Raw genomic sequence first — 26,455 nt, forward strand, 5'->3', positions numbered from 1 at the left:
TTTATAGTATAACACAACACTCAAAAGTACTCAATAGAAAAATGAAAAATTTGACAAAAAAATGCAGGCTTTATGCGGCCTGCGAGGATTTTTCTTTTTGTTCAACTGTCAAATGCCCGTTCCGGCCCCTGCCCCGCCAGGGGCCCAACAACCTTGACAATAATTACATATTCTAAGTAAATTTTTATTCCAGCGAATACTTGACAAGATTTTCGCATATGCTATAATGCTAGTATTAGCGAATGACTGCTGTGCGGTCGCAAAAGGAGTCTTGGACAGTGTTCCAAGGCTCTTTTTGTATTAACGGAGGATTTATGAGTACTTTAGAATACGCATCTACCGATAAACAAATTGAAAAATTAAAGAAACGGAATCTCATTATTCGTAACGAAAATTCGGCCCAAAGAGTTCTTACCGTATATGGATATTCCAATGTTATAAAAAGCTATCGAGACCCCTACGTTATCACAAAGGATAATCAAAAATTTTTTCGATCAGATGTTACTTTTGAGCAAGTATTTTCGCTGTATACCCTGGATAAAAATTTACGAATTGCCGTTATGGCATCTATGTTAGATTTAGAAGAATACATCAAAGAAACAGCAGCTGACGTGATCGCTCAATCTTTCGGTACTAACCAAGATCAGTATTTGCAATTTAGAAATTACCAAAATAAACGCAAATCCAAATATCGTTTTACACTTACCGGGATTTTAGAGAAACTACGAGATACGTTAGAAACTGATAAGGAACCTATTTACCATTATCAAACAAAATATGGAATTGTTCCACCATGGATTTTATTCAAAAGCGTTTACTTTAGTACAATAGTGAATTTTATCGATCAGTTAAAAGCACCACAGAAAAATATGATGATTAAAAAGCTGTATCCCTCCTCTTTATCACTTTCAGATACAGACAAAGTTAAATTAATGATGGATACCTTGTTCATAGCACTTGAATATCGCAATACTGCTGCTCATGGAGGACGCATTTATAATTACCAGTGCAATAGAGAATTAAATTTTCCAGGAAACGAACAATTTACCAAGGGATTTAGTCTACTTTTACATTTATTAAATTTAATAAATTACCAGGCACCCTTCCAGTATTTAAACAGAGTCTTAGATCGAGAATTAAATAGGCATTGCAGTGCTTTCCCGCAGGATATTACATACCTTGCTAAGATACTTGATATTAACATAACATCCCACCAAATCGTATGGACATCAGCGACAAGCAATAAATATCATGCCAACCAACATTGCAGCGGATTAAAAAATGCAAAGCAGTTAGATTTGGAAAAGGCTCGTCAATTAGGTTTTACACCTTGCAAAAAATGTATACATTAGTAAATAAAAACTGGCCCCCTGCCCCGCCAGGAGCCCCGCAACCTTGACAACATAATATACTTACCCGGACAGCCGACAGAGGCGGCTCATTACCCGATCCGAGTCTTGCGGAAAGGGGAAAATGCTTATGAGTACATATGAGGAATTTATGATAATTCTGACCGTGGCCAGTTTAATCGTAGCAATTCTGAATCTGAAAAATAAGTAAAGCCGCCCTGTTCCTTGGCCGGATGGGTGGCTTTACTTGGTAAAGTTAATCTGATTCGCCGGGTCGGGTAGTGTGCACCTACTCGTCGGCTGTCTTGTTAAGTATATTATATGTCAATTCAAATTATTTGTCAAACGTAAAAACCGGCCCCTGCGCCAACAGGAACCGGCTTTCACATAGATTCTCTTACCGGATCACTCCAGGAGAATATATAATGGATTTTGCAATGTTCATTATATCATCCCTGGAGCGCCCCGGTCAAGAGGGCGTATTTTTTGTACCCAAAAATCGTACAATGCACAAGGAGATGATACCATGTCAAGAAAGACTTTAGAGATCGGCGCCGCCTACATCCGCGTCAGCACCGACGATCAGACCGAGCTATCCCCGGACGCCCAGCTCCGGGAAATCCAGAAAACTGCCAAAGCGGACGGCTACATAATCCCAGCGGAGTTTGTATTTGTTGAAAAGCGCGGCATATCCGGCCGCCGGGCGGAGAACCGGCCGGAATTCCAGCGGATGATCGCCACCGCAAAATCCCAGAAACCGGCCCCGTTCTCCCGGCTCTACCTATGGAAATTCTCCCGCTTTGCCAGAAACCAGGAGGAAAGTACCTTCTACAAGGGAATCCTGCGGAAAAAATGCGGCGTAGAGATCAAAAGCGTATCCGAACCCATCATGGAAGGGATGTTCGGCCGCCTGATCGAGACCATCATCGAATGGTTTGACGAATACTATTCCTACAATCTCTCCGGAGAGGTCCTGCGGGGCATGACCGAAAAAGCCCTGCGCAACGGCTACCAGTCCGCCCCCTGTTTGGGGTACAGCGCCGTCGGCGACGGCCAGCCCTTCACCATCAATGAGCCGCAATACCAAATCGTGGAGTACATCTTCCGGGCCTACCACTCCGGCGCCGATATGACCCGAATCGCCCGCAGCTGCAATGACCGGGGCTGGAGAACGCAGCGCGGCAACCCCTTTGAGCGCCGCAGCATCAGCCGGATCCTGCAAAATCATTTTTACGAGGGCGTCGTGGAATGGAACGGCCACAGCTTTCAGGGTACCCACGAAACCCGGCCTTCCGTCACAGACATCTTTGACGATGTGCAGGAACGCATCCGCCGGGAGTACCGCCCCTTGCGCCGGCGGGACACCTCCTCCTGCGCCCACTGGGCCTCCGGCCTGCTGTATTGCAGCATCTGCGGTGCTACCCTCTCCTACAACCGCTCCAACGACCCCAAAAAGCATCCCCCCACCTTCCAGTGCTGGAAATACGCCAAAGGCTATCACCCCGGTTCCTGCGCCATCACCGCCAGGCGGGCAGAGGCCGCCATCTTGCAGTCTATGGAGGACATCCTGAAAACTGGATCCGTGACCTACGAATATGTCCCCCACACCGACGCCGTCCAAACCAGTGAGGCCGACCTGATCCAGGAGGCTCTGGCCCGCCTGAAAATCAAAGAACGGCGCATCCGGGAGGCCTACGAAAATGAAATTGACACCCTGGAAGAATTCCGCCAGAACAAAGCCCGCCTCCAGGAAGAACGCCAGGAGCTGGAACGCCAGGCCGCTGCCCTGGCTGCCGCCGTTTCTGCCGCTCCTGCCCCGGATGATTCCCAGGTGCTCTCCGCCATCCGGGACGCCTATGCAATCCTGTCGGACCCCTCCGTCAGCTACGAACTCAAGGGCACCGCTGCCCGCAGCGTGATCAAAAAAATCATCTATAACCGCTCCGAGGATACGTTCACGTTTACCTATTATTTCAGCTCCTAATGCCAACAAATTCCCCAAAAGCCTGATAAAGCCTAGGTTTTTCCGTCATTATCTGTTTCAGCAATACGGTGGGCCAGACGGCGAAATGGGCGCCGCCATGCGCTATCTCTCCCAGCGCTACGCCATGCCCTACAACCAGTGCAAGGCCGTACTCACGGACATCGGAACGGAGGAGCTGGCCCACCTGGAGATCGTGGCGGCCATCATCCACCAGCTTACCCGGAACCTGACGCCGGAGGAGGTCACCACCGGCGGATTCGGCCCCTACTACATCGACCACACCACCGGCATCTGGCCCCAGGCGGCGGGAGGCGTGCCGTTTAACGCCAGTGAATTTCAGTCGAAGGGGGATCCGATTACGGATTTGTTTGAGGATATGGCAGCAGAACAAAAAGCCCGCACCACCTACGACAACATCCTCCGCGTCGTCAAAGACCCGGATGTATGTGATCCTATCCGCTATCTGAGAGAACGGGAAATCGTACACTTCCAGCGTTTCGGCGAAGCCCTGCGCATCACCCAGGATCAGCTGGATTTCCGGAACTTCTACGCCTTCAACCCGGCGTTTGACCGGCCAGAGACGCAGCAGCCTTCCATTCCCTCCACTCCCATAGAGCCTTCCACCCCCGTTCCTCCTGCCACACCGCCCCAGGACAGCACCCCCTCCACACCGCCCCAGGGAAATCTGCCCTCCATGCCGGAGCTGCCGGACTGCGAACAGCTCCTCATGGGCGGAAATCAGATGACGGACTCCCAAAACGGCGCCGGCCAGATGACCCAGAACCAGATGACCCAGGGCCAGATGGCCGCCGAGCAGATGGCCCGCACCAGAATGGCGAGAAACCAGGCTGCCCAAAATCAAATGACCCAAAATCAAATAGCTCAAAATCAGATGACCCAAAACCAAATGACCCAACCTCAAATGACCTCCCAACCCCAGATGACCCAGCCAGCCGCCCGCACCCCAAGGCCCCCGGTCACCCCAGGCCAGATGACCCGAAATCAAATGATTTCCAACCAGTCAACCCGCACCCCCATGACCTCCAACCAGGCGTCCACCGGCCAGACATCCATGGGGCAGACTCAAATGGGAACCCAGACAAACGCCCAGGGCAATTCCTCCCTCACCGCCGGAACGCAGGCCAGATCCCAGGGAACTGCCTCCCGATCCAGCGGAACGCAGGCCAATCACCAGGCTGCCCGCATGAACTGCGCTGGGACCTGCGGCCAGAACATGAACTGCCGCTGATGTTCCTGGCAGACACCCGTTATTCCCATACAAAAACTGCCGCCCCCTGCCGGTCCAAATACCGGCAGAGAGCGGCAGCTCTCAAAACATCTCTCACCGCTGTCCCCTTCCCATCATCTCCGCAAAAATCCCCCGTCTCTCGCAGCATTCCCCTACCAACTTCACACCACCCGCAACATAGAAATCCCGCCCCATTCCATCAGCCCCCTAACATCCCTTACATCTTCCCTCACATCCTATTCCCCTCACAAATCTTCCGCCCTTCCTCCGCCAGCACCTCCTTCAGATAAACCGGTTCCAGTACCTCCAGCCGCGCCCCGAAAGAGAGAAGATACCCCACCAGCCACTCATCCTCCGGCATCTCGCAGGACACCACCAGCGTTCCATTTTCCTCCGCCGTGATCTCCTCCGCCGCAAACTCGTCATAAACGCGGTAGGCCAGCTCTCCCGGCACCCGGAAGGTAATTTTCGAATAGGGCACCTTCGGCCCCTCCTCCGTCTCCGGATATTCCATGGGAGGAAACGTCTCCTCCAGCACTTGAACCTCTGTCATCCGGTTCAGCTTGAAAATGCGGAAATCCTCCTTTTCCGCGCAGTAAGCCTTCACATACCACGCCACCCCTTTATACAAAAGTTTCAGGGGATAAATCCGCCTTCGTCTCCTCTCCCCACAGGAGTTCACATAAACCAGCTCCACCGCGTTTCGGGAGAGGACGGCATCCTTCAGCGTCTCAAATAAGGCCTTGTCCCTGGCGCCATTTCCCCATCGGGAAAAATCCACCTCGAACCAGGAATCCGAACGGACGCCAAACAACGCCGACAGCTTTGTCAGCAGCTCCCTCTCATAGGCCCCGCTCACCGCGACGCTTTGCAGAACAGCCAGAATCTCCCGCTTTTCCCCGTCGGAAAACAGAGACCGGTCCAGGCGGTATTGATCCAAAAGCTGTACTCCCCCCTTTCTCCCGGTGGTCACGTAAATGGGAATCCCCGCGCCGCTTAAGGCATCCAGATCCCGGTAAATGGTCCGCACCGACACCTCAAACCGCTCCGCCAGCTCCGGCGCCGTCGTATGCCCCCGCTCCAATAAAAAATAGAGAATCTGAAACAGCCTGCTCTCCTTCATCCTGGTCTCCCCCCTTCTTTTTTCACTATAAAAACACTGACATTTATTGTCAATATTATTGCCCATTTTCTTTTTCCCACCCCGCCACCTCGAAAAAGCATACGCAGCAGCGCACACTCCCGCCGGAGCGCAGCTGCGCCAGCAGCCAGTTTCCTTCACGCGGAGCGCGCCTCCCGCCGGAGGCTTTTGTTCCATAAGGAACGCAGTTTCCCACGTTTCCGTCTCTCCGCTAAGAATCTCCAGCATACTCAACCGGCTCTATCCGACCCACAGGAAAAGGCGGAGCCGCCCGCCCCCGGACCACTCCGCCTTCTCTCACGTTCTCACTCTCTATTCCCGCACCCGGCTTTTCGTCTCCTCCGCCAGCTCCTTCATCTCCCTGGCGTTTTGCAGAACCGCTCCTGTGATCTCCACACCGCCCAGAAGCCTGGCCAGCTCCACGATCTGCTGCTCCCCGTCCAGACGGCGAATGGTGGTCACCGTCTTGGCATCCTTCGGCTCCTTCGCCATCTCAAAATGGCAGTCCGCCATGGACGCGATCTGGGGCAGATGGGTGATGCAGATGACCTGCCGGCTGCCGGAGATCACCGCCAGCTGCTCCGACACCTTCTGAGCCGTCCGCCCGCTGATTCCCGTATCAATCTCGTCGAATATCAGGGTGGGAACATCGTCCGTGTCCGCCAGCACCGTCTTGATCGCCAGCATAATTCTGGAAAGCTCACCGCCGGAGGCCACCATTCCCAGCGGTTTCACACTCTCCCCCGGGTTGGTGGAAATGAGGAATTCCACATCGTCAAACCCGTGGGCCGTGTACTTTTCCAGCCTCCGGAAGGCGATCTCAAACTCCACATCCAGGAAATTCAGCTCCAGCAGGCTCTTTTTGATCCGCTCCGCCAGGCCTTCCGCCGCCTTCTGACGGACCTGGGACAGCTGGGCGCACAGTCCTTCCAGCCGCTCTCTGCTCTCCCGCAGCTCCTGCTCCGCCTTCAGCCGCAGCCCGTCATAGTTTTCCAGCTCGTCCAGGCGGCGTTTTTTCTCCTCCAGAGCCTGGAGCACCGCCTCCGTCCCGGCCCCGTACTTCGCCTCCAGGCCGTGGATCACGTCCAGCCGCTCCTCCACCCGGTGAAATTCCTCCTCGTCAAACACCATGCTGTCCAGATAAGAGGAAATGCCGTGGGCCACGTCGTTTAAAATGGCCTCCGCGTCAAAGAGCTGATCCTTCAGCTTGTCCAGCTCCTCCTCGTACTCGGCGGCCCGCTCCACGCCCTTCCTGGCCTCTCCCACATCCACAGCCGTCACCGCGCTGTAGGCGGCGGACAGGGCCTCCACGATCCTGCGGCTGCCCATAAACCGGCGGTAGGCCTTCGTCAGCTCCTCCTCCTCACCGGCTTTCAGGGCCGCCCCCTCGATCTCATCCACCTCAAACCGGAGGAAATCCGCCTCCCGCCGCCTCGTCTCCTCATCGGCGCAGAATCCCTGGGCCGTCTCCGCCAGGCCGCAGTAGCGGCGGTACTCCTCCCCCAGGGACTTCTTCAGTTTCTCCGCCCCGGCAAAACAGTCTAAAATCTCCAGATGCTTTGATTTATAAAGCAGGGACTGGTGCTCGTGCTGTCCGTGAATGTCCAGCAAAAGCCCGGTGATCTCCCGCAGCCTGCCGATGGTCACCGTCTCATCATTGATGCGGCTGACGCTGCGGGAGGGCATGATCTTTCTGGAAATAATGAGAGTCCCGTCCTCGTCCGGGTTTACCCCCATCTCCCTCAGAATTCTTCCCTTCTCCCCGTCCACAGAGAAAATCAGCTCAATGTAAGCGTACTCCGCCCCCCTGCGCACCATGTCCTTAGGCACCTTTCCGCCCAGTCCCATATTCACGGAGCCCATGAAAATGGACTTTCCCGATCCGGTTTCTCCCGTGAGGATGTTTAACCCCGCGCCGAATTCCACGTCAGCCCTCTCAATCAGGGCCAGATTGCGCACGTGCAGCTCTAAAAGCATAGTCCCTCCGTTTCTTCTGTCTATACCAGTATCTTTTTCAGCTTGTCCATCAAAATGATGGTGTCATCCACGCTGCGCACCGCGCAGAATATCGTATTGTCCCCGGCCACGCAGCCCACGATCTCGTGAAAATGGATGGCGTCCAGAGCCGCTGCCGCCGCCATGGCCATTCCCTCCACCGTCTTGATCACCAGGATATTCTGGGCCATGTCCATAGACATATAGCTGTCTCTCAGGATCCGGATATACTTGTCGCTGAAGGAATCCTGGCTCTGAAGCACCGCGTAGCGCTGCCTTCCGCCCTCCGTCTGAATCTTGGACAGCTTTAACTCTCTGATGTCTCTGGAGACGGTGGCCTGGGTCACGTTAAATCCCGCCCTGTTTAAATACTCCGCCAGCTCCTCCTGGGTCCCTATTTCATACTTTCCGATCAGCTCCACGATCTTGCTGTGTCTTTCCAGCTTCATCCTTTTCCTCCTCGCCTAAATTCCTGCCATTTTCCGTCTCAGATTGTCCATAAAAGAAATGTCGTTCAGCTTTACCAGGGTGGTTTCCACCGCCGACCGGCTGATCTCAATCACATCTCCCCTGGACATATCCACCGCCGTGTCTCCGTCAAATACCGCCGCCTGCTCGCCGTCCTCGCCGTCCACAATCTCAATCCGCACCGTATCGTCCCCGCAGAGCACAATGCTGCGCAGATTCAGAGTGTGGGAACAGATGGGAGTCAGGATCATAATCCTGCAGTTGGGGGCGGAAATGGGGCCGCCTGCCGACAGGTTGTAGGCGGTGGAGCCGGTGGGGGTGGACAAAATCACCCCGTTGGCGGTGTAACTGCTGAAAAAGCGGCCGTTCACGCTGATGGACAGCTTGGTCACCTTCATGGAATCCTTTCTGGTCACCACCAGCTCATTCAAGGCAACGTCCCGGAAACGGGTCCCGTCCCGCCCTTCCATTCTGCCCTCCAGCATCAGCCTCCGCTCCAGCACATAGCGATCCTCCAGCAGGGCGTCCAGTAGCTCCGGAATCTCCCCGTCACTCCCTTGGGTCAGGTAGCCTAACGTCCCCAGATTGATCCCCAGCATGGGGATATTTAAGCCCGCCAGGTCCCTGGCCGCCTGGATCAGGGTTCCATCCCCGCCCAGGGTGATCACGCAGTCCGTATCCCCAGGAATCCCCGCCGGGTCCGTGTACTTAAACCCGTTTCCCGCCCGGCGGCCCTCCTCCATCTCCTCGCTCTCGCTCACCAGACAGGAGGCCCCCTTCAGGGTCAGGTATTCCTCAATCCGCTTAAGCGCCCTCCTGGTATTCTGCTTTCCCTTATTTGCTATCAAGTAAAATTTTTTCATCTGTCTCCTATAAGCTCCTGTGCGCCATTTCCACCACGGTTTTCGGGTCCGGCATCGTCCCCGCCGCCGAGGTTTCATCCCCGCGGGGCACTTCTGCTGCCTCCTCTTTCTGTGCACCTGTCACGGCAGCCGCCGCGCCTGCGTCCGCCTCCTGCGGGCTGTCCTTTGCCAAACCGGCGTCCCCGTGGTTCTGCAGATACAGCAGATACTCAATATTCCCCTCCGGTCCCTTGATGGGGGAAAAGTCCAGGTTCAGCAGCTCAAAGCCAATGCTGCGGGCAAAGTCCATTACCATGCGGATCACCTCCAGATGGGTGCTTTTTTCCCGCACCACACCCTTCTTTCCCACCTTTTCCCGCCCCGCCTCAAACTGGGGCTTGATCAGGCAGACCACCTGGCCATCCTCCTTTAACAGGGCCTTTACCGGCCCCAGCACCTTCGTCAGGGAGATAAAGGACACGTCAATGGACGCAAAATCCAGCCGGTCGGCGATGTCCTCCGGTTTCACATAGCGGATATTGGTCTTTTCCATGCAGACCACCCGCTCATCGTTGCGCAGTTTCCAGGCCAGCTGGCCGTGGCCCACGTCCACGGAATACACCTTTACCGCCCCGTTCTGGAGCATACAGTCTGTAAAACCGCCGGTGGAGGCGCCCACGTCCATGCAGACCTTCCCGTCCAGCCTTACGCCGAACTCCTTCATCGCCTTCTCCAGCTTTAAGCCGCCCCGGCTCACGTAAGCCAGGGTGTGGCCCCGCACCTCCACCTGAGCTGTGCTCTCAAAGGTGCTCCCGGCCTTGTCCTCCTTCTGCCCGTCCACGTACACGATGCCGGACATGATAATGGCCTTCGCCTTCTCCCTGGATTCCGCCAGGCCCCGGTTTACCATCAAAACGTCTAACCGTTCCTTCATTTCTCGTCTCTCCTTGTCATCCTGATCCGGAAACCGTTTTCCCGGGGGCCTCCTCCCCCAGGTTTCCTGCCTTCCGGACTACATCCGGAAAAACTCCTTCATCCTCCGGATCACCGAATCGCTGTCGATTCCCAGTCCCTCCCGCAGCTTTGACACGTTTCCGTGCTCCACGTAGGCGTCGGGAAGGGCAATATTTAACACCTGAATCTGGGGATAATGCCGGTGCACGTAGGCCGTCACCGCCAGGCCGTATCCGCCCTGGAGCACATTTTCCTCCAGCGTCACCAGTTTCCCATGTTTCTCAGCCAGCCGGTCGATGAGGTCCGTGTCCACCGGTTTCACAAACCGGCCGTTTGCCAGAGAACAGGCATAGCCCATCTCCTTCCACTTCTCCCTCACGTGCTCCGCGGTGCTCACCATGCTGCCCACCGCCAGCAGGGCGCAGTCCTCCTCCTCGTACAGGAGCTCTCCCTTTCCGTACTCCACAGGGGCCGCAAACTCCTTCAGGCCGCGGTACGCCTGTCCTCTGGGATAGCGGATGGCCAGCGGCCTGTCGTAGGTCATGGCAAAGTCCAGCATGGCCCGCAGCTCCCACAGGTTTTTGGGGGCCATCACACTCATGTTGGGGACAGAGGTCAGATAGGAATAGTCAAAAATCCCCTGATGGGTTTCCCCGTCGCTCCCCACTAACCCCGCCCGGTCAATACAAAACAGCACCGGAAGGTTCTGAATGCAGACGTCGTGGACAATCTGGTCATATCCTCTCTGCAAAAAGGAGGAATACACCGCCACCACCGGCCGCAGCCCCGCCGCGGCCATGCCGGCCGCCGACGTAACCGCGTGCTCCTCGGCGATTCCCACATCGAAAAACCGTTTCGGGAACCGTTTCGCGAAATGGCTTAACCCGGTGCCGTCCGGCATGGCCGCCGTCACCGCCACGATGCGCTCGTCCTTCTCCGCCAGTTGGCAGAGTTTTTTTGCGAAAATGTCAGTGTAATCCGGGTATTTCTTCTCCGCCTTCGGCTTTCCCGTCTCCACGTCGAAGGGGCTGATTCCGTGAAAACGGGAGGGATTTCTCTCCGCCGGGGCGTATCCCTTCCCCTTCTTCGTCCTCACGTGCACCAGCACCGCGTGATCCAGCTTTTTCGCCTCCCGAAACACCTTCCGCAGGGCCCGGATGTCATGGCCGTCCACCGGCCCCAAATAGGTGATCCCCATATTTTCAAAGAGCATCCCCGGAATGAGGAGCTGCTTGATGCCGTTTTTCGTGCGGCTGATCTTGTCAATGAGGGGACGGCCGATCACCGGCACCTTCTCCAGGCTGTTGTTCACCAGCCGTTTCAGATCATTGTAGCCCTCTCCCGTGCGGATGCCGTTTAAATACCGGGACATTCCTCCCACGTTTTCGGAGATGGACATATTGTTGTCATTGAGCACAATGATGAAATTCCGGTTCATGCGGGCGGCGTTGTTTAACGCCTCATAGGCCATGCCGCCGGTGAGGGCCCCGTCTCCGATGACGGAAACCACATAGTGGTCCTGCCCCAAAATATCCCTGCCCTGGGCCATTCCCAGGCCGGCGGAGATGGAGGTGGAGCTGTGCCCCGTATCAAAGGCATCATAGGGGCTTTCCTTTCTCTTTGGAAATCCGCTGATTCCCCCATACTGGCGCAGCTCGTCAAACATCTCCCGCCTGCCGCTCAAAATCTTGTGGGTGTAGGCCTGATGGCCCACGTCCCAGATGATCTTGTCCTCCGGCAGGTCAAAGCTTAAAAACATGGCGATGGTCAGCTCCACCACCCCCAGGTTTGAGGCCAGGTGTCCTCCGGTGACGCTGATCTTCTCGATCAGGAAGTCCCGGATCTCCTGGGCCAGGAGCTTTTGCTCCTCTAAATCCAATTTCTTTATATCCTCCGGATTCTGTATCTGTTCCAGTATCATATCAATGTACCCTTCTTCCCTGTCCCCGGGTGTTACTTTCTCCGGTCAGTCAGCATATTGATCAGTTCCTCCAGGAATTCATTTCTCCTGTCCAGGGATGCCAAAAGCTCCACCGCGCGGGCGGAAATGGCCTTCACATCCTCCCTGGCCTTCTGAAGTCCCTCCAGGGTGACGTAGGTGGTCTTATTGTTCTTCTCGTCGCTGAGCACCGGTTTTCCCAGCTCTTTGGCGTCCCCCGTCACGTCCAGGATGTCGTCCTGGATCTGGAACGCCAGGCCCACCAGGGAGGCGATCTCCTCCATGATCTTGACCTCCTTTTCACCGGCTCCCGCCAGCACGGCGCCGATCATCAGGGACGCCTCCAAAAGGGCTCCCGTCTTCAGCCGGTAGATAAAATCCAGCTTTTCCCTGGGAATGGGCTGGTTCGTCAGCTCCACGTCCACCGTCTGACCGCCGATCATCCCGTAGATGCCTGTCTTTTCCGCCAGAATGCCCATACAGCGGCCCACCTTCGCCGGGTCGCCGCCCAGGGCCAGGGCCTTCGCCGCCGTCTCAAAGGCGTAGATCATCAGCCCGTCCCCCGCCAGCACAGCCATGTCGTAGCCGTATTTCACCCAGGCGGTGGGCTTTCCCCGGCGCAGGGTGTCATTGTCCATGCAGGGCAGGTCGTCGTGGATCAAGGAGGAGGTGTGGATCATCTCCATGGCCGCCATAAACGGCTCGATCTTCTCCCCCGTTCCGCCAAAGAGGCGGTAGCTCTCCCGCATCAGCAGCGGACGGAGCCGTTTTCCCCCGGCGTTCACACTGTAATCCATGGCGTCCAGCACCGTTTTCTGGAACCCTTCCACAGGGGGCAGGTACTTTTTCACAATGGCCTCTGTCTCTGCCGTCTCCCGGATCAGCCGCTCCTCTCCCATCATGATTCCTCTCCTTCCCCGCCGAGCACCTGAATCTGTTTCTCCACCCGGTCGATCTTGTCGTGACACGCCTTTACTAATTTCATTCCCTTTTCATAATATTGAAAAGTCTCCTCCAGGGAGCACTCTCCTTCTTCTATATGGGCGAGAACCTCCTCCAGCCTGGCGAAGGTCTCCTCGATGGACAGCTCCTCCTCCGGAGCCGCCTCCTCTCCCGCTTTCTTTCTCGGTGACATACCTCTCTCCTTTGCGTCATTGCTTTCCGCCGCCGGAAACGGCGCCTGTATCCTCAGATTTCCCAAACCGTACCAGCCGGCAGCTCTCTCCCCGGGAAACGCGTCCCAGCCGGCAGGTTTATTTCATAGAAACCATCTTCTCCACCGTCTCTGCGGTGACGCTCCCGTCCGCCAGGTGCACCCGGAACCGGTCTCCCACCTCCAGCTGGGTCACGGACTTCAGCCGTTTCCCCTGGATGTCCGTCACAAAGCCATAGCCGCTGCTGATTTTATCCAGAGGGGACAGGCCGGAAAGCCGTCCCGCAAGGAGGGCCAGCCGGTGCCTGTGGTTTTCCAGACGGCTCTCCATCAGGAGCCGGAGCTGATCCTCCCAGTCCGCCAGAAGCTGGCGTTTCTCATTTAACTGCCGCTCCGGATGGCGCAGTTTCAGCCGGTACTCAAAATCCCGCACCTGGAACCGTTTCCGCTCCAGGGTCCTGTCCATAGCCCGCTCCAGCCGCTCCCTATCCAGCCGCAGCTGCTCCTCAAACTGCCAGTAGTCAAAGACCGCCAGCTCCGCCGCCGCCGAGGGCGTGGGCGCCCGCAGGTCCGCCACGTAGTCGGCGATGGTCACATCCGTCTCGTGGCCCACCGCCGAGATCACCGGCGTCCGGCAGTTGAAAATGGCCCGCGCCACCAGCTCCTCGTTAAACGCCCACAAATCCTCGATGGAGCCGCCCCCGCGGCCCACGATGATCACGTCAAGCCCCATGGCATCCAGGGTCTCAATGCCCTTTGCAATGCTGTATTTTGCCTGCTCCCCCTGCACCAGGGCCGGACAGAGCACAAGCTGTACGTAGGGGTTTCGCCGTCTGGCGATATTCATGATGTCCCGGATGGCTGCCCCCGTGCTGGCGGTGACGATGCCCACGGTCCTGGCGTAACGGGGAATGGGCTGCTTGTACTCCTGGGCGAACATCCCCATCTCCTCCAGCTCATCCCTCAGTTTCTGGAACCGGAGAAAGAGGTCTCCCGCCCCGTCTAAGGCGATCTGCCTGGCATAGAGCTGATACCGTCCGTCCCTCTCGTACACGTCCACAGAGCCGGAGGCCACTACCTGCTGCCCCTCCTGGAGCTTAAAATCCAGGCCGCCCCGGTTTCCCGCGAACATCACCGCGGAAATGGCGCTGCCCCCGTCCTTCAATGTGAAATAGATGTGACCTGATGTGTGGTATTTGCAGTTTGAGACCTCCCCCCGCACGGAAATCCGGCTTAAGGCGAAGTCCTGCAGAAACATATTTTTGATGTAAGCGTTCACCTGGGATACGGAATACACGCTGGCCATAGGATTACACCAGCTTTGCCAAGATCCCGTTTACAAAGGCGGGAGAATCGCTGCCGCCAAACTTTTTCGCCAGCTCCACCGCCTCGTTGATCGCCACCTTCTCCGGAACGGTGTCGTCATGTTTCATCTCATAGAGGGCCAGACGCAGAATGGTCAGCTCCACCTTTCCCATACGGCGGGTCTTCCACCCCTCTGCCACCTGGTTCAGGCACTCGTCCAGCTCCGGAATGGTCTCCATGATGCTCTCCACACGGCCGTGGAGATACTCCTTATCCTTCTCCTCCAGTCCGACCTGATGGATGACCTGGAGTTTTCCCTCCTCATCCGTCTCGTCCTCCGCAGGAGCGTCAAAATAGCTTTCCAGCTGCTGCTCCGCCTCTTTTGTATCGTAAAAATTAGCACAGAACAGCATTTTAAAACAATGCTCCCTCAGCTCTCGTCTGGTCATGCTTTTTCCTCCTGAATGTGTTCTCAATCTGTTGTTTGAAGTTCTCACATTATACCATTTCAGCGGGTATTATGCAAGGTTTATGCAAAAAAGTGTGGGCCGCGGCGCGTTTTCGCAGCCCAAAAAGACAACGAGAGCGTCCCCCAGCCCTTTCTGGGAAACGCTCTCTCCTTCCGCCTATTATCTCACCAGGATCTTGCTGATCTCGTACTGATCCTCCGGGATCTCCTTTGTCATGGACAGCGCCTCCTGGATGTCGAAATCCACATACTCGCCGCCCTTGTAGGCTACCACACGGTTGCTCTTTCCGGCCGCCAGAAGCTCTACCGCCTTGGCGCCCATGATGGACGCGTACATCCGGTCCTTACAGGTGGGGGTACCGCCCCTCTGCATATGGCCCAGAATGGTGGCTCTCGTCTCAATGCCGGTGGCCGCCTCAATTCTCTTTGCCATGGACGCGGAATGCCCGATTCCCTCGGCGTTGATGATGATGTGGTGTCTCTTGCCTCTCTTGCGGTTGTCGATAATGCGGTTGATGAGCTGCTGCTCGTCCCCGTCGTATTTCTCCGGCAGGAGGATGTCCTCCGCGCCGTTTGCGATGCCGCACCACAGTGCGATATATCCAGCGTTGCGCCCCATAACCTCGATGATGCTGCAGCGCTCATGGGAGGTAGAGGTATCTCTTACCCGGTCAATGGCCTCCATCGCCGTGTTCACAGCGGTATCAAAGCCGATGGTGTAATCCGTGCAGGCGATGTCCAGGTCGATGGTGCCCGGCACGCCGATGGTGTTGATTCCCAGGGCGGAAAGCTTTCCGGCGCCCTTAAAGGAGCCGTCGCCTCCGATGACCACGATGCCGTCGATGCCGTGCTTGCGGCAGATCTCCGCGCCCTTCTGCTGGCCCTCGGCGGTGGTAAACTCCTGGCATCTTGCCGTGTAGAGAATGGTGCCGCCGCGGTTGATGGTATCCGCCACGCTTAAGCCGTCCATGTCCACGATCTCCTCCTGGAGCAGGCCGGCATAGCCTCTCATGATTCCTTTTACTTTCAAGCCTTTATTTATTGCGGTTCTGACTACTGCGCGGATTGCTGCATTCATGCCCGGTGCATCACCGCCGCTCGTTAATACACCAATCGTTTTTACCTCTTTTGCCATAGCCAATCCCTCCATATTGTTCGAATTTATATACATCAATCAGTGCTATTCTAATTCATTTTCCCTATCTTTTCAATAGTTTTTTCTACAACCTTGACATTTTTTTCACCATATAATTCAGACAATTTTGCCAAAAGCTGCCTGTCTGCCTGAACCCGCCACCCCGGCGGCAGAATTTTCTTCGCCTTTTCCTGCCTCAGATAGATGATCACCTGGTCGTTTCCCTCCGCCGGCTTTAAGATCTCCAAAAGCTCCCGCTCCGCCGCCAGATAGGCGTCCTTATCAGGGAACTGGATCCACAGCTCCTTGGGGATCTGGGAAAAAGGAATGATCCGCTCGCAGATCAGCTTTCCCGCAGGCTCATCCCCCAAAGAGACACGGCCCCGGATAAACAGCTTAGCGTTCTCCTCCAAAATGTCCCGGTTTACCTCGTAATCCTTCGGGAACACCAGAACCTCCACAGAGCCCACCAGGTCCTCCAGCGTCAGAAAGGCCATGTATTTGCCTGTCTTGGTGATCTTTACGGTTTTTCCGCTCACCATGCCGCCGATGGTCACAAACTGGCCCTCGGCCACCTTTGCCTCGTCCGTCTCCTCGTCTACGATGAAGTCCGTGGTCATGGCGGTGATATTCTTCCGCCATCCTTCCTCATATTCTTCCAAGGGATGGCCGGTTACATACACGCCCAGCACCTCTTTTTCCAGGGAAAGCATCTCCTCTCTGGGAAACTCCGCCACATTGGGAAGGGTGATCTGGAAATTCTGCTTGTCCTCCTCCGCAGCGAAGTCAAACAGGCTCATCTGCCCTTCCAGGGAGGTCTTTCTCTCCTTGTTTTTCTGATCCATCATCTCCGGCACCACCAGGAGTTTCTGCCTGCGGTTTCCCGGCAGGCTGTCCATGGCTCCGGCTTTGATGAAGTTTTCCACCGTTTTCTTGTTGATCTCCTTGCCGCTCATCCGGCCGATGAAATCGTCCAGGGAGGTAAAGGATCCGTTTAGCTCCCGCTCCCGCACGATGGCGTCCACCACGTTGCGGCCGATGCTCTTGATGGCCGAAAGGCCGTAGCGGATGGCGTTTCCGGAAACGGAAAAGCCGCTCTCCCCCTCGTTGATGTCCGGCGGCAGAATGCCGATCCCCATCTGGCGGCAGGTGAGAATATACTCGGAAATCTTGTCCACCCGGTCCAGCACCGAGGTGAGCAGGGCCGCCATAAACTCCTGGGGATAGTAGTATTTCAAATATGCCGTCTGGTAGGAAACCACCGCGTAGCAGGCGGCGTGGGACTTGTTGAAGGCGTACTTCGCGAAGTCGATCATCTCGTCGTAAATGTGGTTGGCCGTCTTCTCGTCGATCCCGTTGGCCACACAGCCCTTCACGTCCTCCGCCAGGTTGCCGTAGACGAAGTTCTGACGCTCCTTTTCCATCACCGACGCCTTTTTCTTCGACATGGCGCGGCGCACCAGGTCGCTTCGGCCCATGGTGTAGCCGGCCAGCTCCCGCACGATCTGCATCACCTGTTCCTGGTAGACGATGCAGCCGTAGGTAGGCTCCAGAATCTCCTCCATCTGGGGACAGTCGTAGGTGATGGAGGCCGGGTCATTCTTCCCCTTCAGGTACTTGGGGATAAAGTCCATGGGGCCGGGGCGGTAGAGGGAAATGCCGGCGATGATGTCCTCCAGGGTGCGGGGCTTTAACTCCTTCATGAAACTTTTCATGCCGCCGCTCTCCAACTGGAACACTCCCTCGTCCTTTCCGCTGCCGATCATGTCCATCACGTTCGGGTCGTTGTAGTCGATGTGGAGAAGGTCCAGTTTCATGTGGTGGTTCTTCTCCGCCTGTCTGGTTGCGTTCTGGATCACCGTCAGGGTCCGCAGGCCCAGGAAATCCATTTTCAAAAGCCCCAGCTCCTCCAGCTCCGTCATGGTAAACTGGGTGGTGATGGTGCCGTCCGCCCCTCTCGATAAGGGGACGTACTCGTCCACGCTTAAGCGGCTGATCACCACGCCCGCCGCGTGCATGGAGGTGTGTCTCGGCAGGCCCTCCAGCCGTTTTGACATATCGATCAGATATTTTACCTCGTCGTCTGTATCATAGGCGTTTCGCAGGTCGGGGCTGCTCTTTAGCGCCTTGTCCAGGGTGATGCCCAGATCCTTGGGGATCATCTTGGCGATGGCGTCGCACTTAGCGTAGGGCAGATCCAGCACACGCCCCACATCCCGCACCACGCCCCTGGCGGCGAAGGTACCGAAGGTGACGATCTGCACCACCTGGTCCTTGCCGTACTTCTGGACCACGTAGTCGATCACCTCCTGCCGTCTCTCAAAGCAGAAGTCCACGTCAATATCCGGCATGGACACCCGCTCCGGATTCAAAAACCGCTCAAAGAGCAGGTTGTAGCGGATGGGGTCGATGTCCGTGATCTCCAGGCAGTAGGAAACGATGCTTCCCGCGGCGGAGCCGCGGCCGGGGCCTACGCTGATGCCGTGGGATTTGGCAAAGTGGATGAAGTCCCACACAATGAGGAAATAGTCCACGTACCCCATGGTGTGGATCACGTCCAGCTCGTAGTCCAGCCGTTTCTTTAACGTGCCGTCATCCTCCGGATACCGCATTTTCAGCCCCTCGTCGCAGAGGTGGTTTAAATACCCCCAGGAGTCGTAGCCCTCCGGCACCTCGTACCGGGGCAGCTTGGTGACGCCGAACTCGATCTCCACGTCGCAGCGGTCGGCGATCTTCTGGGTGTTGTCAATGGCCTCCTGGGCGTAGGGAAAGAGACGGCGCATCTCCTCCTCCGACTTGCAGTAATACTGGCCGCCCTCGTAGCGCATCCGGTTCTCGTCCGCCACTTTTTTGCCCGTCTGGATGCACAGCAGGATGTCGTGGGCGTCCACGTCGCTGTCGAAGGTGTAGTGGATGTCGTTGGTGGCCACCAGGTCGATGCCCAGCTCCCGGCTCAGGCGCAGCAGGCCCTGGTTCACCATTTTCTGGGCGGGAATGCCGTGATCCTGCAGCTCCAGGAAGAAATTCCCCTTTCCAAAAATCCCTTCATAGCGCAGGGCCGCCTCCCTGGCCTTGTCATAAAGCCCCCGCTCCAAATACCGGGGCACCTCCCCCGCCAGGCAGGCGCTCAGGCAGATAATTCCCTCGTGATACCGCTCCAGCACCTCGTAGTCCACCCTGGGCTTGTAGTAGAAACCGTCTACAAAGCCCTTGGACACGATCTTCATCAGGTTGTGGTAGCCGGTGTCGTTCTCCGCCAGCAGCACCAGGTGGTAATACTTGTCCTTTCCGCCTCCCGCCTCCCGGTCAAACCGGGAGCCCGGGGCCACATAGACCTCGCTTCCCAGGATGGGCTTGATCCCGGCTGCCTTGGCCGCCTTATAAAAGGCCACGGCGCCGTACATCACTCCGTGATCCGTGATCGCCAGGCTGTTCATACCCAGCTCCTTTGCCCGCGCCACCAGCTCCTCAATTTTGCTGGAGCCGTCTAACAGGCTGTATTCTGTATGGACGTGCAGATGCGTAAATGCCATCGTCCCTCTCCTTCCGTCGTCAATCTGTCAATTTGCCATACCTTCATCTTACCACACTTCCCGCCGCAGCAAAAGCGGTTTCTTGCAAGAAAACGGACATGACCGCTAACGCGATCATGTCCGTTTCCGCCCCGCCTAGTACGCCGGCATCCCCCGCACTTCCTCCAAAAGCTGCCGGTACTCCTCGTTTGTCTCGTCCAGAAAGGTTTCAAATTCCTCGTGGCCCAGATAGTCCATAGTCCAGCCGTACTGCTCGCAGTATTCCTGCCACTCCTTTGTGTGTACCATCTTTTCCAGAGTTTCTTCCCAGTAGCTCAGGGCGTAGTCCGGCATATCCTCCGGCCCGAATAAGCCTCTCCAGTTGGAAAAGACCTGGTCGATCCCCTCCTCTCTGCAGGTGGGCACCTCCGCCATCAGCCCGTTTTCCATCCGTTCCTCCGAGGTCACCGCCAAAACCCGCAGGTCCCCGCTCTCCAACAGGCCCATCACATCGCTGATCCCGGCGGAGAGCACGTCGATACGCCCGCCCATGAGCTGGGACGCGGCCCCGCCATTTTCATAGCCCTCGTAAGGAATCTGATCCAGGCGTTCCACCCCCGCCGCCTTGGCCATCACCAGAAACTGCACGTGATCCATGGACCAGACCGACGAGGTCCCGCCCACCTTCAGGCAGGTGGGGTCCGCCTTCAGCGCCTCCATCACGTCCCCGATGCTCTCATAGGGCGAGTCGCTGCGCACCGCGAAACAGCCGTAGTCCACCAGCAGCTTCGCCACCGGAGTGGTATTGTCCTTGTAATTGTAAGGCGTCGTCCCGTTCAGATGGATCAGGCAGATGGGCGGGGAAAATATGGACAGCACCGTATCCGAGCCCCGCTTTTTCGCCAGGTATTCCAGCGCCGCGCTGCCTCCGTTTCCCGGCTTGTTCGTCACCGGAAGGGGCACGAACACCAGGCCGGAGCTGATCAGGCACTGGGACACCGCCCGTATGGTCAGATCAAAGCCACCGCCCCGTCCCGCCGGGGCGATCATCTCCACCGCCTCCTTTGGATATTCCATTTCCGCCTGCGTCTGCGGGCCCGCCTCCCTCTGGGCGCAGCTGAGCAGCATGACCGCCAGGAATACCGCGGCCAAAAGCACAGACAGTTTCTTTCCCGCCTTCCAAACCCATTTCAATCTGTATCTCCCCCGTCCTTCTCGTTTGTGATCCGTTCCATCAGAGTCAGAAGCTCTTTAAACCGGATCGGTTTTACCAGTATTTCGTCAATGATCCCCTGTTCCTTCATCAGGATGGTATCCCGGCCCACCAGGCCGGTGATGAGAATGATCCCCATGCCAAACCGCTGCCGGCCCTTCCTCGCCAGGGTGATCCCCCGGTATCCCGGCATGGTGTCGTCCACAATCATAAGCTGCCAGCCTCCTTCCCGCCGCCCCAGGACCTCCATGGCCCTGCGGGCATCGGTGTAGGCGTCCACCCGGTAGCCCCGAAGGGCCAGCCGTTTCCTCAGATACTTCACGATCTGCTCATCGTCATCCACCAGAAGGACAGAGCCCTTTCCCGTGTGCCGCTTTTCCTCCCGCCCACGGCCAATGCCGGGCACGGACAGCTCTGTGGCAGGAAAATACAGCCGGAACCGGCTCCCTTTTCCCACCTCACTCTCCGCCAGCACAAAGCCTCCATGGTTCACCATGATATTTTTTACCACCGACAAGCCCAGGCCGGTGCCTGCCCCCTTCGTGGTAAAGAAGGGCTCGAAAATCTGCCGCAGCGTCTCCTTTTCCATACCGCAGCCGGTGTCGGAAATGACCACCTCCACATAGTCGGAATCCGCCACCCCCTGATACTGGGCGGGAATCTGGTCTCTGGACACCCGTTTTGTCTCCACCGTCAGCGTGCCTCCGTTCTGTTCCATGGCCTGGCAGCCGTTGGAATAGAGGTTTAGGAGCACCTGGTGGATCTGGGTGGAGCTGCCGTAGACGTTGACCCCGGCCGCGTCCAGCCGTTCCACCACCTGCACGTTGGAGGGCTTTAAAAGGGCCACCGCCTTCAGCGCGTCCTTCGCCACCGCGTCAATGCTCACCGGGGCAAAGACGGAGGTCTCCATCTCCTTCCGGCTGAAGGGTAGGATCTGCTCCACAATCTCCTTTCCTCTGGCTCCCGCTTTGTAAATCTCCTCCATGTCGCCGTAGTATTCATTGTCCTTTCCCAGGCGCTCCATGAGGAACTCGGAATAGCCCATAATGGGGGTGAGCAGGTTGTTGAACTCGTGGACAATGCCTCCGGCCAGCATCCCGATGGTGGTCAGTTTCTGATAATGGCGGATCTGCTCCTGGCTCTGGTGCAGCTCCTCCAGCGTCCTGTTCATATCCCGCAGATACCGGGTCTCAATCTTTAATTTCTGCCGCTCCCGCTGCTGCCCGTAGATGACCATGCCTCCCGTCAGCAGCAGGATGAAAATGGCCACCGCCAGCACGCCCAGATGGCGCAGGCTGTCCGTCTCAATGCGGATGGCCGTCTGGTAGGGCATTACCGCCGACACATACCAGGACACCCCATTTAAATTCATCCGGGAAAAGGAGGTCAAAAGCTGCTCCGCCGGCAGAATGTTGTTGGTGTAGTCGGTGTAGATGCCGCTGCCTTCCTCCTCGCTATACTGCTTTTCCAGGATCCACCGCAGGCTCTCGTACCTGGCCAGGGTCTCAAACCCCTCCAGGTCCCTGGCACAGTTAAAATGGAGCAGCTCCGTCTCCGGGTGCATGATCACCGTGCCTTCCCCGTCCCGCACCATGATATAGCCGCCCCGCTCCGGGCTTAAAAGCTCCACGCACTGGTTATAAATCTCCTTCATATCCAGAACGCTCACCACGGCGCCCAGATACCCCTGGCCGCCGTAAATGCTGTTTACCAGCGTCACCCCGTACTTTTCCCCGGGCCCGCCGATGAGCTCTCCGATTCCGCTCTCCCCGGCGTTGCCGTACTGCTCCAGGTTCAATTCCTCCCCGTCAAACTGGCCCACAAACGGGTATTGGTCATAGTGAAACACCGGCTCCCCGTCCTGATCCAGCACGTAAATGCTGGCCAGGCCCTGCTGATGGGATACCATGTAGGAGAAAATGTACTCCTTCATGACCGACGTATCTCCGTTCTCGTAATACTCCTCAAATCCCTCCAAAAATCCCGGCGTCTGCGTCAGGATGTCCACTTTCCGGATCTGTTCGGAGAAAAAGGTCTGGAGATTCCCGGAGACGGCGCGGGAGACCTGGAGCAGGTTCTCCTGGCATTCCTGAATCGCCAGGCCGGTGTAGGCGGAATAGGTCACCTCCATCAGGTAGACCACCAGAGCGATCAGAAACCCGATCAGCGGTACGATCAGTTTTTTTCCCATATTCAAGCGTCCTCTTTTACCCGTTTTTCCTCTCCCGCAGCTCTTTGCCGCAGAACGGGCAGCGGCAGCCGCGAAACAGAGGATATTTCATGTCCAGTTTCTTTCCGCAGGACGGACACCGGTACATCCCCCGCTCCAGCAGGTAAGCCCCTAAAAGCATACAGAGCGCCGCCGCCCACCGGCCTGCCGCAAAAAAGAAAATGCCGCAGAGCACCGCCACGATACAGACCGGCTTTACTGCGGTAAGGGGCATTTTGTACTTAAACCAGCGTTTTTCCATCATTTCTCCTTCTACTCCAAAAGAGGGGGCCGCGAGGAAGGCCGTAAGCCTCCGTTCGCAGCGTCCCCTCTCCATATTTACCCTTTTTTGGTCGTCTTATTTCTCAGCCTTCTGTTTCGCGATCATAGGCTTGATCACCGGCCACACCAGTACCACCAGGCAGACTACCAGCACAATTCCGGTCACCGGGCGTTTCGCCAGGTTCAAGAATGCCTGAGCCAGGGTATCGCCCTGAACGATGGTCACCGCGCGGCGCAGGTTGGACTCACAGATGGTTCCCAGCACCAGCCCTAAGATCATGGCGGAGCTGTTGAATTTACATTTCACAAACAGGAATCCGGCCAGTCCGGACACTGCCATCAGCAGCACATCCACTGCCGTGTTCTTCGTGGCATAGGCGCCGATGGTGGCCATCATGATGATGGTCGGTCCCAGGATGCTGTACGGGATCTTTAAGATCTGCACGAACACCTTGGCGATGATGATCGCCGCGAATACCATGATGATGTTGGACACGAACATGGACGCGAAGGTAGCAGATAAAAACTGCGGCTGGTCAATGAGCAGCAGCGGGCCCATGGTTACGCCCTTAAGCACCAGGGCGGACATCATGATGGCTGCCGCGTTTCCTCCGGGAATACCTAAGGACAGCAGCGGTACCATGGCTCCTCCGGTAGCCGCGTTGTTTCCCGTCTCAGGAGCGGCAATACCGTCGAGACAGCCTGTTCCGAACTTCTCCGGGTGCTTGGACAGTTTCTGCTCCATGGAATAGCACATGAAGGAGGCGATGGTGGCGCCGGCGCCAGGCAGGATACCGATGATGGTTCCCACTACGGAGCATCTGGCCACAATCCATTTTACGGAAAGGAACTCCTTCAGGCTGGGCAGTTTCGCGGACATATTGCCGTTTCCGCCCACCGCGGTGAGCTTGGACGGCTTTGACGTCTGCTTTAATACCTCGGTCACGGCGAAGAATCCGATCATCACCGGGATCATCTCAATGCCGGAGGTGAGCAGTCTCGTTCCAAAGGTCAGACGGGGCACACCCAGCAGCGGATCCAGGCCGATGCAGGCAAGCAGCAGGCCTAAAAGTCCGGAGATAATGGTGCGGCAGATATTATCCGTTTCCAGGCTGGTCAGAATGGACAGACCCATGAAGGAGATGGCAAACAGCTCAGACGGGCCAAAGCTTAAGGCCGCCTGGGTGAGCTGCGGGCTCAAAAGCAGCATACAGATCGCCGCGAACATTCCGCCGATAGCGGAGCAGACTAACTGCATTCCCAGCGCTTTTCCCGCCTCGCCTCTCTGGGCCATGGGGTAGCCGTCGTAGGTCGTCGGGGCACTGGACGGAACGCCGGGGATCTTAAATAAGATCGCCGTCATACCGCCGCCGGTGATGGACGCGCAGTAGATTGCCACCAGGAACGCGATCGCGCTCACCGCGTCCATTTTATAGGTGAACGGAATTCCCAGGGTAACTGCCATCGTGGCCGACACGCCGGGGAGCGCCCCAAAGAGGGTCCCCAGGAATACAGCCAGAATAATCAGAAGAAACATCGTCGGCTGAAATACCACAGCCATTCCACTTGTCAATAATTCCATACGGCACCTCCCTTAGAACGCCGGAATCAGAGATTCCACAAACAGCGCAAACTCTCTTAAGAAGGATACCTGGCCTCTGGGAAGCATCACTCCCAGGAAAACGGAAAATCCAATATACAGAATAACTGTGATCAAAAGAGAGGTCAACACCAAAAATCCAATCCGTCTCTGTCCCAAAAGATAGCCGTAGGCCATCAGGAACACAAAGCTGGTGAGCATAAATCCGATGGGCTCGTAGGCCATGGCCATCACCACCACCAGAACCATGCCGATAAACAGCTTGCTCTTTAAAAAGTCCACAATCGCCGCCGGGAAACCCTGAAACGCCGCCGCGATCTCGTCCATCTTATTTTTCCGGAAGAACTTGAAAATGTTGTACAGGATCGCGATAATCAGCAGAATCAGAATGCCCTGAGGCCACTGCTCCGCCCCCAGCTCATTCACCGCCGATTCCGGCATGGTGGAGCCCACATAGACGTAGCAAAATATACTGAAACCAAGCAATAATACATTTACAATGAGTTCAATCGCCATATCTCATATCCCCTTACTGAATCAGGCCAGCGTTCTTTAAATACTCCTCAAAGGTGACGTACTCCTCGTCAATCAGTGTCTGGAAATCAGCTCCGGTCTCATAGCCGTCGCGGTCCAGGTAGGAAGCGTTCTTTAAGAACTCCTGGTAGGTGTCGGTCTCCCAGGCCGCTTTGATGGCCTTGTCCATAGCCTCCACAGCCGCTGCCGGTGTGTCTGTGCGGCAGAAAATTCCGCGCCAGGTGCCGATGTAGGAGTCGATGCCCTGCTCGCCGGTGCACTCGATGTCCGGATAGGAGCTCATTCTCTCCTCAGACAGGGAGATCAGGGGAACAATGTCGCCGGAGTCGATCAGGCCCTTGATCTCGTCCGCGCCGCTGATGCTGATGTGGATGTGTCCGCCTGCCATGGCAGAACTCATCTCAGAACCGCTGGAGTAGCTGACGATCTTCACATAGTTCTCCACCTCGGTCACGTCACAGCCTAAGCCGCCTGCCAGGGTCTGTTTCATCGCTACGGAATCCGCTCCCGTCGCCGTAAGCATTCCACAGCTTAACTCCTGGGGATGAGACTTTGCATATTCAATAAACTCCTCAAAGTTCGTGTACTTTCCTTCCATGCCCTTCTTGGAGGAGCTGACGATCAGGATAGAATGTACCAGCTTGGAAACGGGAATAAATTCCTCTTTAAAGTCCATGGGAAGGATCTTCTGCAGATCCAGCATCACCAGGGACTGGGTGCCCAGCACGTAGGTGTAGCCGTCTGCCGGCTGCTTGTAAGCATAGTTGACGCCGTTGGCGCCGCCGGCGCCCTCCACGTTCACGATCTCCACCGGTACGCCTAACTCATCCTCCAGAACCGTCTGAAGGGGTCTTAAGGTACCGTCCGCGCCGCCGCCTACGCCCCACGGGCAGACAATGGTTACCTTGCGCTCCCACTCCCAGCCTTCTGCGCCGGCCTCCCCGCCGTTGCCGCTGTCAGAACCGCCGGAGCTGGATCCGCCTCCGCAGGCTGCCAGGGACAGAGTCATAACTGCCGCCATTGCCAGGGATGCCAGTTTCAACATTTTCTTTTTCATATAACACCCTCTCTTTCTAAAATTGTGTATTATGCACAATTTTTTCATTTGAGGCGATTATACTT

General features: G+C 56.4%; 20 protein-coding genes and 1 pseudogene. 3 read left to right on the plus strand and 18 right to left on the minus strand.

Annotated features, from left to right (window positions below):
• Positions 1-314 precede the first annotated feature (314 nt).
• The 3 genes and pseudogenes from B5E84_RS15315 to B5E84_RS21425 form a co-directional block, all read left to right on the plus strand.
• Entirely contained in the window at positions 315-1,352 is a 1,038-nt protein-coding gene (locus B5E84_RS15315) for an Abi family protein (RefSeq protein ID WP_162612875.1), read from the plus strand.
• Positions 1,353-1,875: 523 nt separating this feature from the next.
• Complete coding sequence (locus B5E84_RS15320; RefSeq protein WP_087224314.1) at positions 1,876-3,333, plus strand: recombinase family protein; 1,458 nt, start codon at positions 1,876-1,878, stop codon at positions 3,331-3,333.
• A 22-nt stretch (positions 3,334-3,355) separates the two neighbouring features.
• A pseudogene (locus B5E84_RS21425) lies at positions 3,356-3,904 on the plus strand (manganese catalase family protein); the annotation flags it as partial.
• Positions 3,905-4,811: 907 nt separating this feature from the next.
• On the opposite strand, the gene B5E84_RS15330 reads toward B5E84_RS21425, so the two are convergent.
• The 18 genes from B5E84_RS15330 to B5E84_RS15415 form a co-directional block, all read right to left on the minus strand.
• A complete protein-coding gene (locus B5E84_RS15330) occupies positions 4,812-5,705 on the minus strand; it encodes a helix-turn-helix transcriptional regulator (RefSeq protein ID WP_087224316.1) in 894 nt (297 codons plus the stop codon).
• A gap of 330 nt (positions 5,706-6,035) precedes the next feature.
• A complete protein-coding gene (gene recN, locus B5E84_RS15335; RefSeq protein ID WP_087224318.1) occupies positions 6,036-7,700 on the minus strand; it encodes a DNA repair protein RecN in 1,665 nt (554 codons plus the stop codon).
• A 20-nt stretch (positions 7,701-7,720) separates the two neighbouring features.
• On the minus strand, positions 7,721-8,167 hold the full coding sequence (locus B5E84_RS15340) for an arginine repressor (RefSeq protein ID WP_087224320.1): 447 nt from the start codon (positions 8,165-8,167) through the stop codon (positions 7,721-7,723).
• A 15-nt stretch (positions 8,168-8,182) separates the two neighbouring features.
• A complete protein-coding gene (locus B5E84_RS15345; protein ID WP_087224322.1) occupies positions 8,183-9,049 on the minus strand; it encodes an NAD(+)/NADH kinase in 867 nt (288 codons plus the stop codon).
• 7 nt (positions 9,050-9,056) lie between these two features.
• Positions 9,057-9,962: a TlyA family RNA methyltransferase gene (locus tag B5E84_RS15350; protein WP_087224324.1), complete on the minus strand. Its 906-nt coding sequence runs from the start codon at positions 9,960-9,962 to the stop codon at positions 9,057-9,059.
• A gap of 78 nt (positions 9,963-10,040) precedes the next feature.
• Complete coding sequence (gene dxs, locus B5E84_RS15355; protein WP_087224326.1) at positions 10,041-11,903, minus strand: 1-deoxy-D-xylulose-5-phosphate synthase; 1,863 nt, start codon at positions 11,901-11,903, stop codon at positions 10,041-10,043.
• 32 nt (positions 11,904-11,935) lie between these two features.
• Positions 11,936-12,820, minus strand: a complete 885-nt coding sequence (locus B5E84_RS15360) for a polyprenyl synthetase family protein (RefSeq protein ID WP_442911401.1) — start codon at positions 12,818-12,820, stop codon at positions 11,936-11,938.
• Positions 12,820-13,056 (minus strand): exodeoxyribonuclease VII small subunit, encoded by a 237-nt coding sequence (xseB, locus tag B5E84_RS15365; protein WP_087224330.1) that lies wholly within the window; start codon positions 13,054-13,056, stop codon positions 12,820-12,822. Before xseB ends, B5E84_RS15360 begins: the two co-directional genes overlap by 1 nt.
• Positions 13,057-13,174: 118 nt before the next feature.
• Positions 13,175-14,380, minus strand: a complete 1,206-nt coding sequence (xseA, locus tag B5E84_RS15370; protein ID WP_087224332.1) for an exodeoxyribonuclease VII large subunit — start codon at positions 14,378-14,380, stop codon at positions 13,175-13,177.
• Positions 14,381-14,384: 4 nt separating this feature from the next.
• Entirely contained in the window at positions 14,385-14,828 is a 444-nt protein-coding gene (nusB, locus tag B5E84_RS15375; protein WP_087224334.1) for a transcription antitermination factor NusB, read from the minus strand.
• Positions 14,829-15,008: 180 nt separating this feature from the next.
• Positions 15,009-15,983 (minus strand): 6-phosphofructokinase, encoded by a 975-nt coding sequence (gene pfkA / locus B5E84_RS15380; protein ID WP_087224336.1) that lies wholly within the window; start codon positions 15,981-15,983, stop codon positions 15,009-15,011.
• Positions 15,984-16,033: 50 nt separating this feature from the next.
• A complete protein-coding gene (locus B5E84_RS15385) occupies positions 16,034-19,516 on the minus strand; it encodes a DNA polymerase III subunit alpha (protein WP_087224338.1) in 3,483 nt (1,160 codons plus the stop codon).
• Positions 19,517-19,651: 135 nt separating this feature from the next.
• Positions 19,652-20,689: a Bug family tripartite tricarboxylate transporter substrate binding protein gene (locus B5E84_RS15390; protein WP_242963406.1), complete on the minus strand. Its 1,038-nt coding sequence runs from the start codon at positions 20,687-20,689 to the stop codon at positions 19,652-19,654.
• On the minus strand, positions 20,686-22,899 hold the full coding sequence (locus tag B5E84_RS15395; protein WP_087224340.1) for a sensor histidine kinase: 2,214 nt from the start codon (positions 22,897-22,899) through the stop codon (positions 20,686-20,688). The genes B5E84_RS15390 and B5E84_RS15395 overlap by 4 nt, the downstream gene beginning before the upstream one ends.
• A 16-nt stretch (positions 22,900-22,915) precedes the next feature.
• Positions 22,916-23,179, minus strand: a complete 264-nt coding sequence (locus B5E84_RS15400; protein ID WP_087224342.1) for a hypothetical protein — start codon at positions 23,177-23,179, stop codon at positions 22,916-22,918.
• A 96-nt stretch (positions 23,180-23,275) separates the two neighbouring features.
• Positions 23,276-24,781 carry a tripartite tricarboxylate transporter permease gene (locus B5E84_RS15405; protein ID WP_087224344.1) on the minus strand — a complete coding sequence of 502 codons (1,506 nt, stop codon included), beginning with the start codon at positions 24,779-24,781 and terminating at the stop codon, positions 23,276-23,278.
• 12 nt (positions 24,782-24,793) lie between these two features.
• Positions 24,794-25,315 (minus strand): tripartite tricarboxylate transporter TctB family protein, encoded by a 522-nt coding sequence (locus B5E84_RS15410; RefSeq protein WP_087224346.1) that lies wholly within the window; start codon positions 25,313-25,315, stop codon positions 24,794-24,796.
• Positions 25,316-25,328: 13 nt separating this feature from the next.
• Positions 25,329-26,390: a Bug family tripartite tricarboxylate transporter substrate binding protein gene (locus tag B5E84_RS15415; RefSeq protein ID WP_143469254.1), complete on the minus strand. Its 1,062-nt coding sequence runs from the start codon at positions 26,388-26,390 to the stop codon at positions 25,329-25,331.
• Between the last annotated feature and the right edge of the window lie 65 nt (positions 26,391-26,455).

This window comes from Lachnoclostridium sp. An14 (assembly GCF_002160755.1).
Lineage (GTDB): Bacteria > Bacillota > Clostridia > Lachnospirales > Lachnospiraceae > Lachnoclostridium_A.

Coding starts and splice junctions, on each gene's coding strand:
- pfkA (WP_087224336.1), bottom strand. CDS start 15,983: ATGGCAAAAGAGGTAAAAACGATTGGTGTATTAACGAGCGGCGGTGAT.
- B5E84_RS15395 (WP_087224340.1), bottom strand. CDS start 22,899: ATGGGAAAAAAACTGATCGTACCGCTGATCGGGTTTCTGATCGCTCTG.
- nusB (WP_087224334.1), bottom strand. CDS start 14,828: ATGACCAGACGAGAGCTGAGGGAGCATTGTTTTAAAATGCTGTTCTGT.
- B5E84_RS15400 (WP_087224342.1), bottom strand. CDS start 23,179: ATGGAAAAACGCTGGTTTAAGTACAAAATGCCCCTTACCGCAGTAAAG.
- recN (WP_087224318.1), bottom strand. CDS start 7,700: ATGCTTTTAGAGCTGCACGTGCGCAATCTGGCCCTGATTGAGAGGGCT.
- B5E84_RS15405 (WP_087224344.1), bottom strand. CDS start 24,781: ATGGAATTATTGACAAGTGGAATGGCTGTGGTATTTCAGCCGACGATG.
- B5E84_RS15360 (WP_442911401.1), bottom strand. CDS start 12,820: ATGGGAGAGGAGCGGCTGATCCGGGAGACGGCAGAGACAGAGGCCATT.
- xseB (WP_087224330.1), bottom strand. CDS start 13,056: ATGTCACCGAGAAAGAAAGCGGGAGAGGAGGCGGCTCCGGAGGAGGAG.
- B5E84_RS15315 (WP_162612875.1), top strand. CDS start 315: ATGAGTACTTTAGAATACGCATCTACCGATAAACAAATTGAAAAATTA.
- B5E84_RS15330 (WP_087224316.1), bottom strand. CDS start 5,705: ATGAAGGAGAGCAGGCTGTTTCAGATTCTCTATTTTTTATTGGAGCGG.
- dxs (WP_087224326.1), bottom strand. CDS start 11,903: ATGATACTGGAACAGATACAGAATCCGGAGGATATAAAGAAATTGGAT.
- B5E84_RS15350 (WP_087224324.1), bottom strand. CDS start 9,962: ATGAAGGAACGGTTAGACGTTTTGATGGTAAACCGGGGCCTGGCGGAA.
- xseA (WP_087224332.1), bottom strand. CDS start 14,380: ATGGCCAGCGTGTATTCCGTATCCCAGGTGAACGCTTACATCAAAAAT.
- B5E84_RS15320 (WP_087224314.1), top strand. CDS start 1,876: ATGTCAAGAAAGACTTTAGAGATCGGCGCCGCCTACATCCGCGTCAGC.
- B5E84_RS15410 (WP_087224346.1), bottom strand. CDS start 25,315: ATGGCGATTGAACTCATTGTAAATGTATTATTGCTTGGTTTCAGTATA.
- B5E84_RS15415 (WP_143469254.1), bottom strand. CDS start 26,390: ATGAAAAAGAAAATGTTGAAACTGGCATCCCTGGCAATGGCGGCAGTT.
- B5E84_RS15345 (WP_087224322.1), bottom strand. CDS start 9,049: ATGAAAAAATTTTACTTGATAGCAAATAAGGGAAAGCAGAATACCAGG.
- B5E84_RS15340 (WP_087224320.1), bottom strand. CDS start 8,167: ATGAAGCTGGAAAGACACAGCAAGATCGTGGAGCTGATCGGAAAGTAT.
- B5E84_RS15385 (WP_087224338.1), bottom strand. CDS start 19,516: ATGGCATTTACGCATCTGCACGTCCATACAGAATACAGCCTGTTAGAC.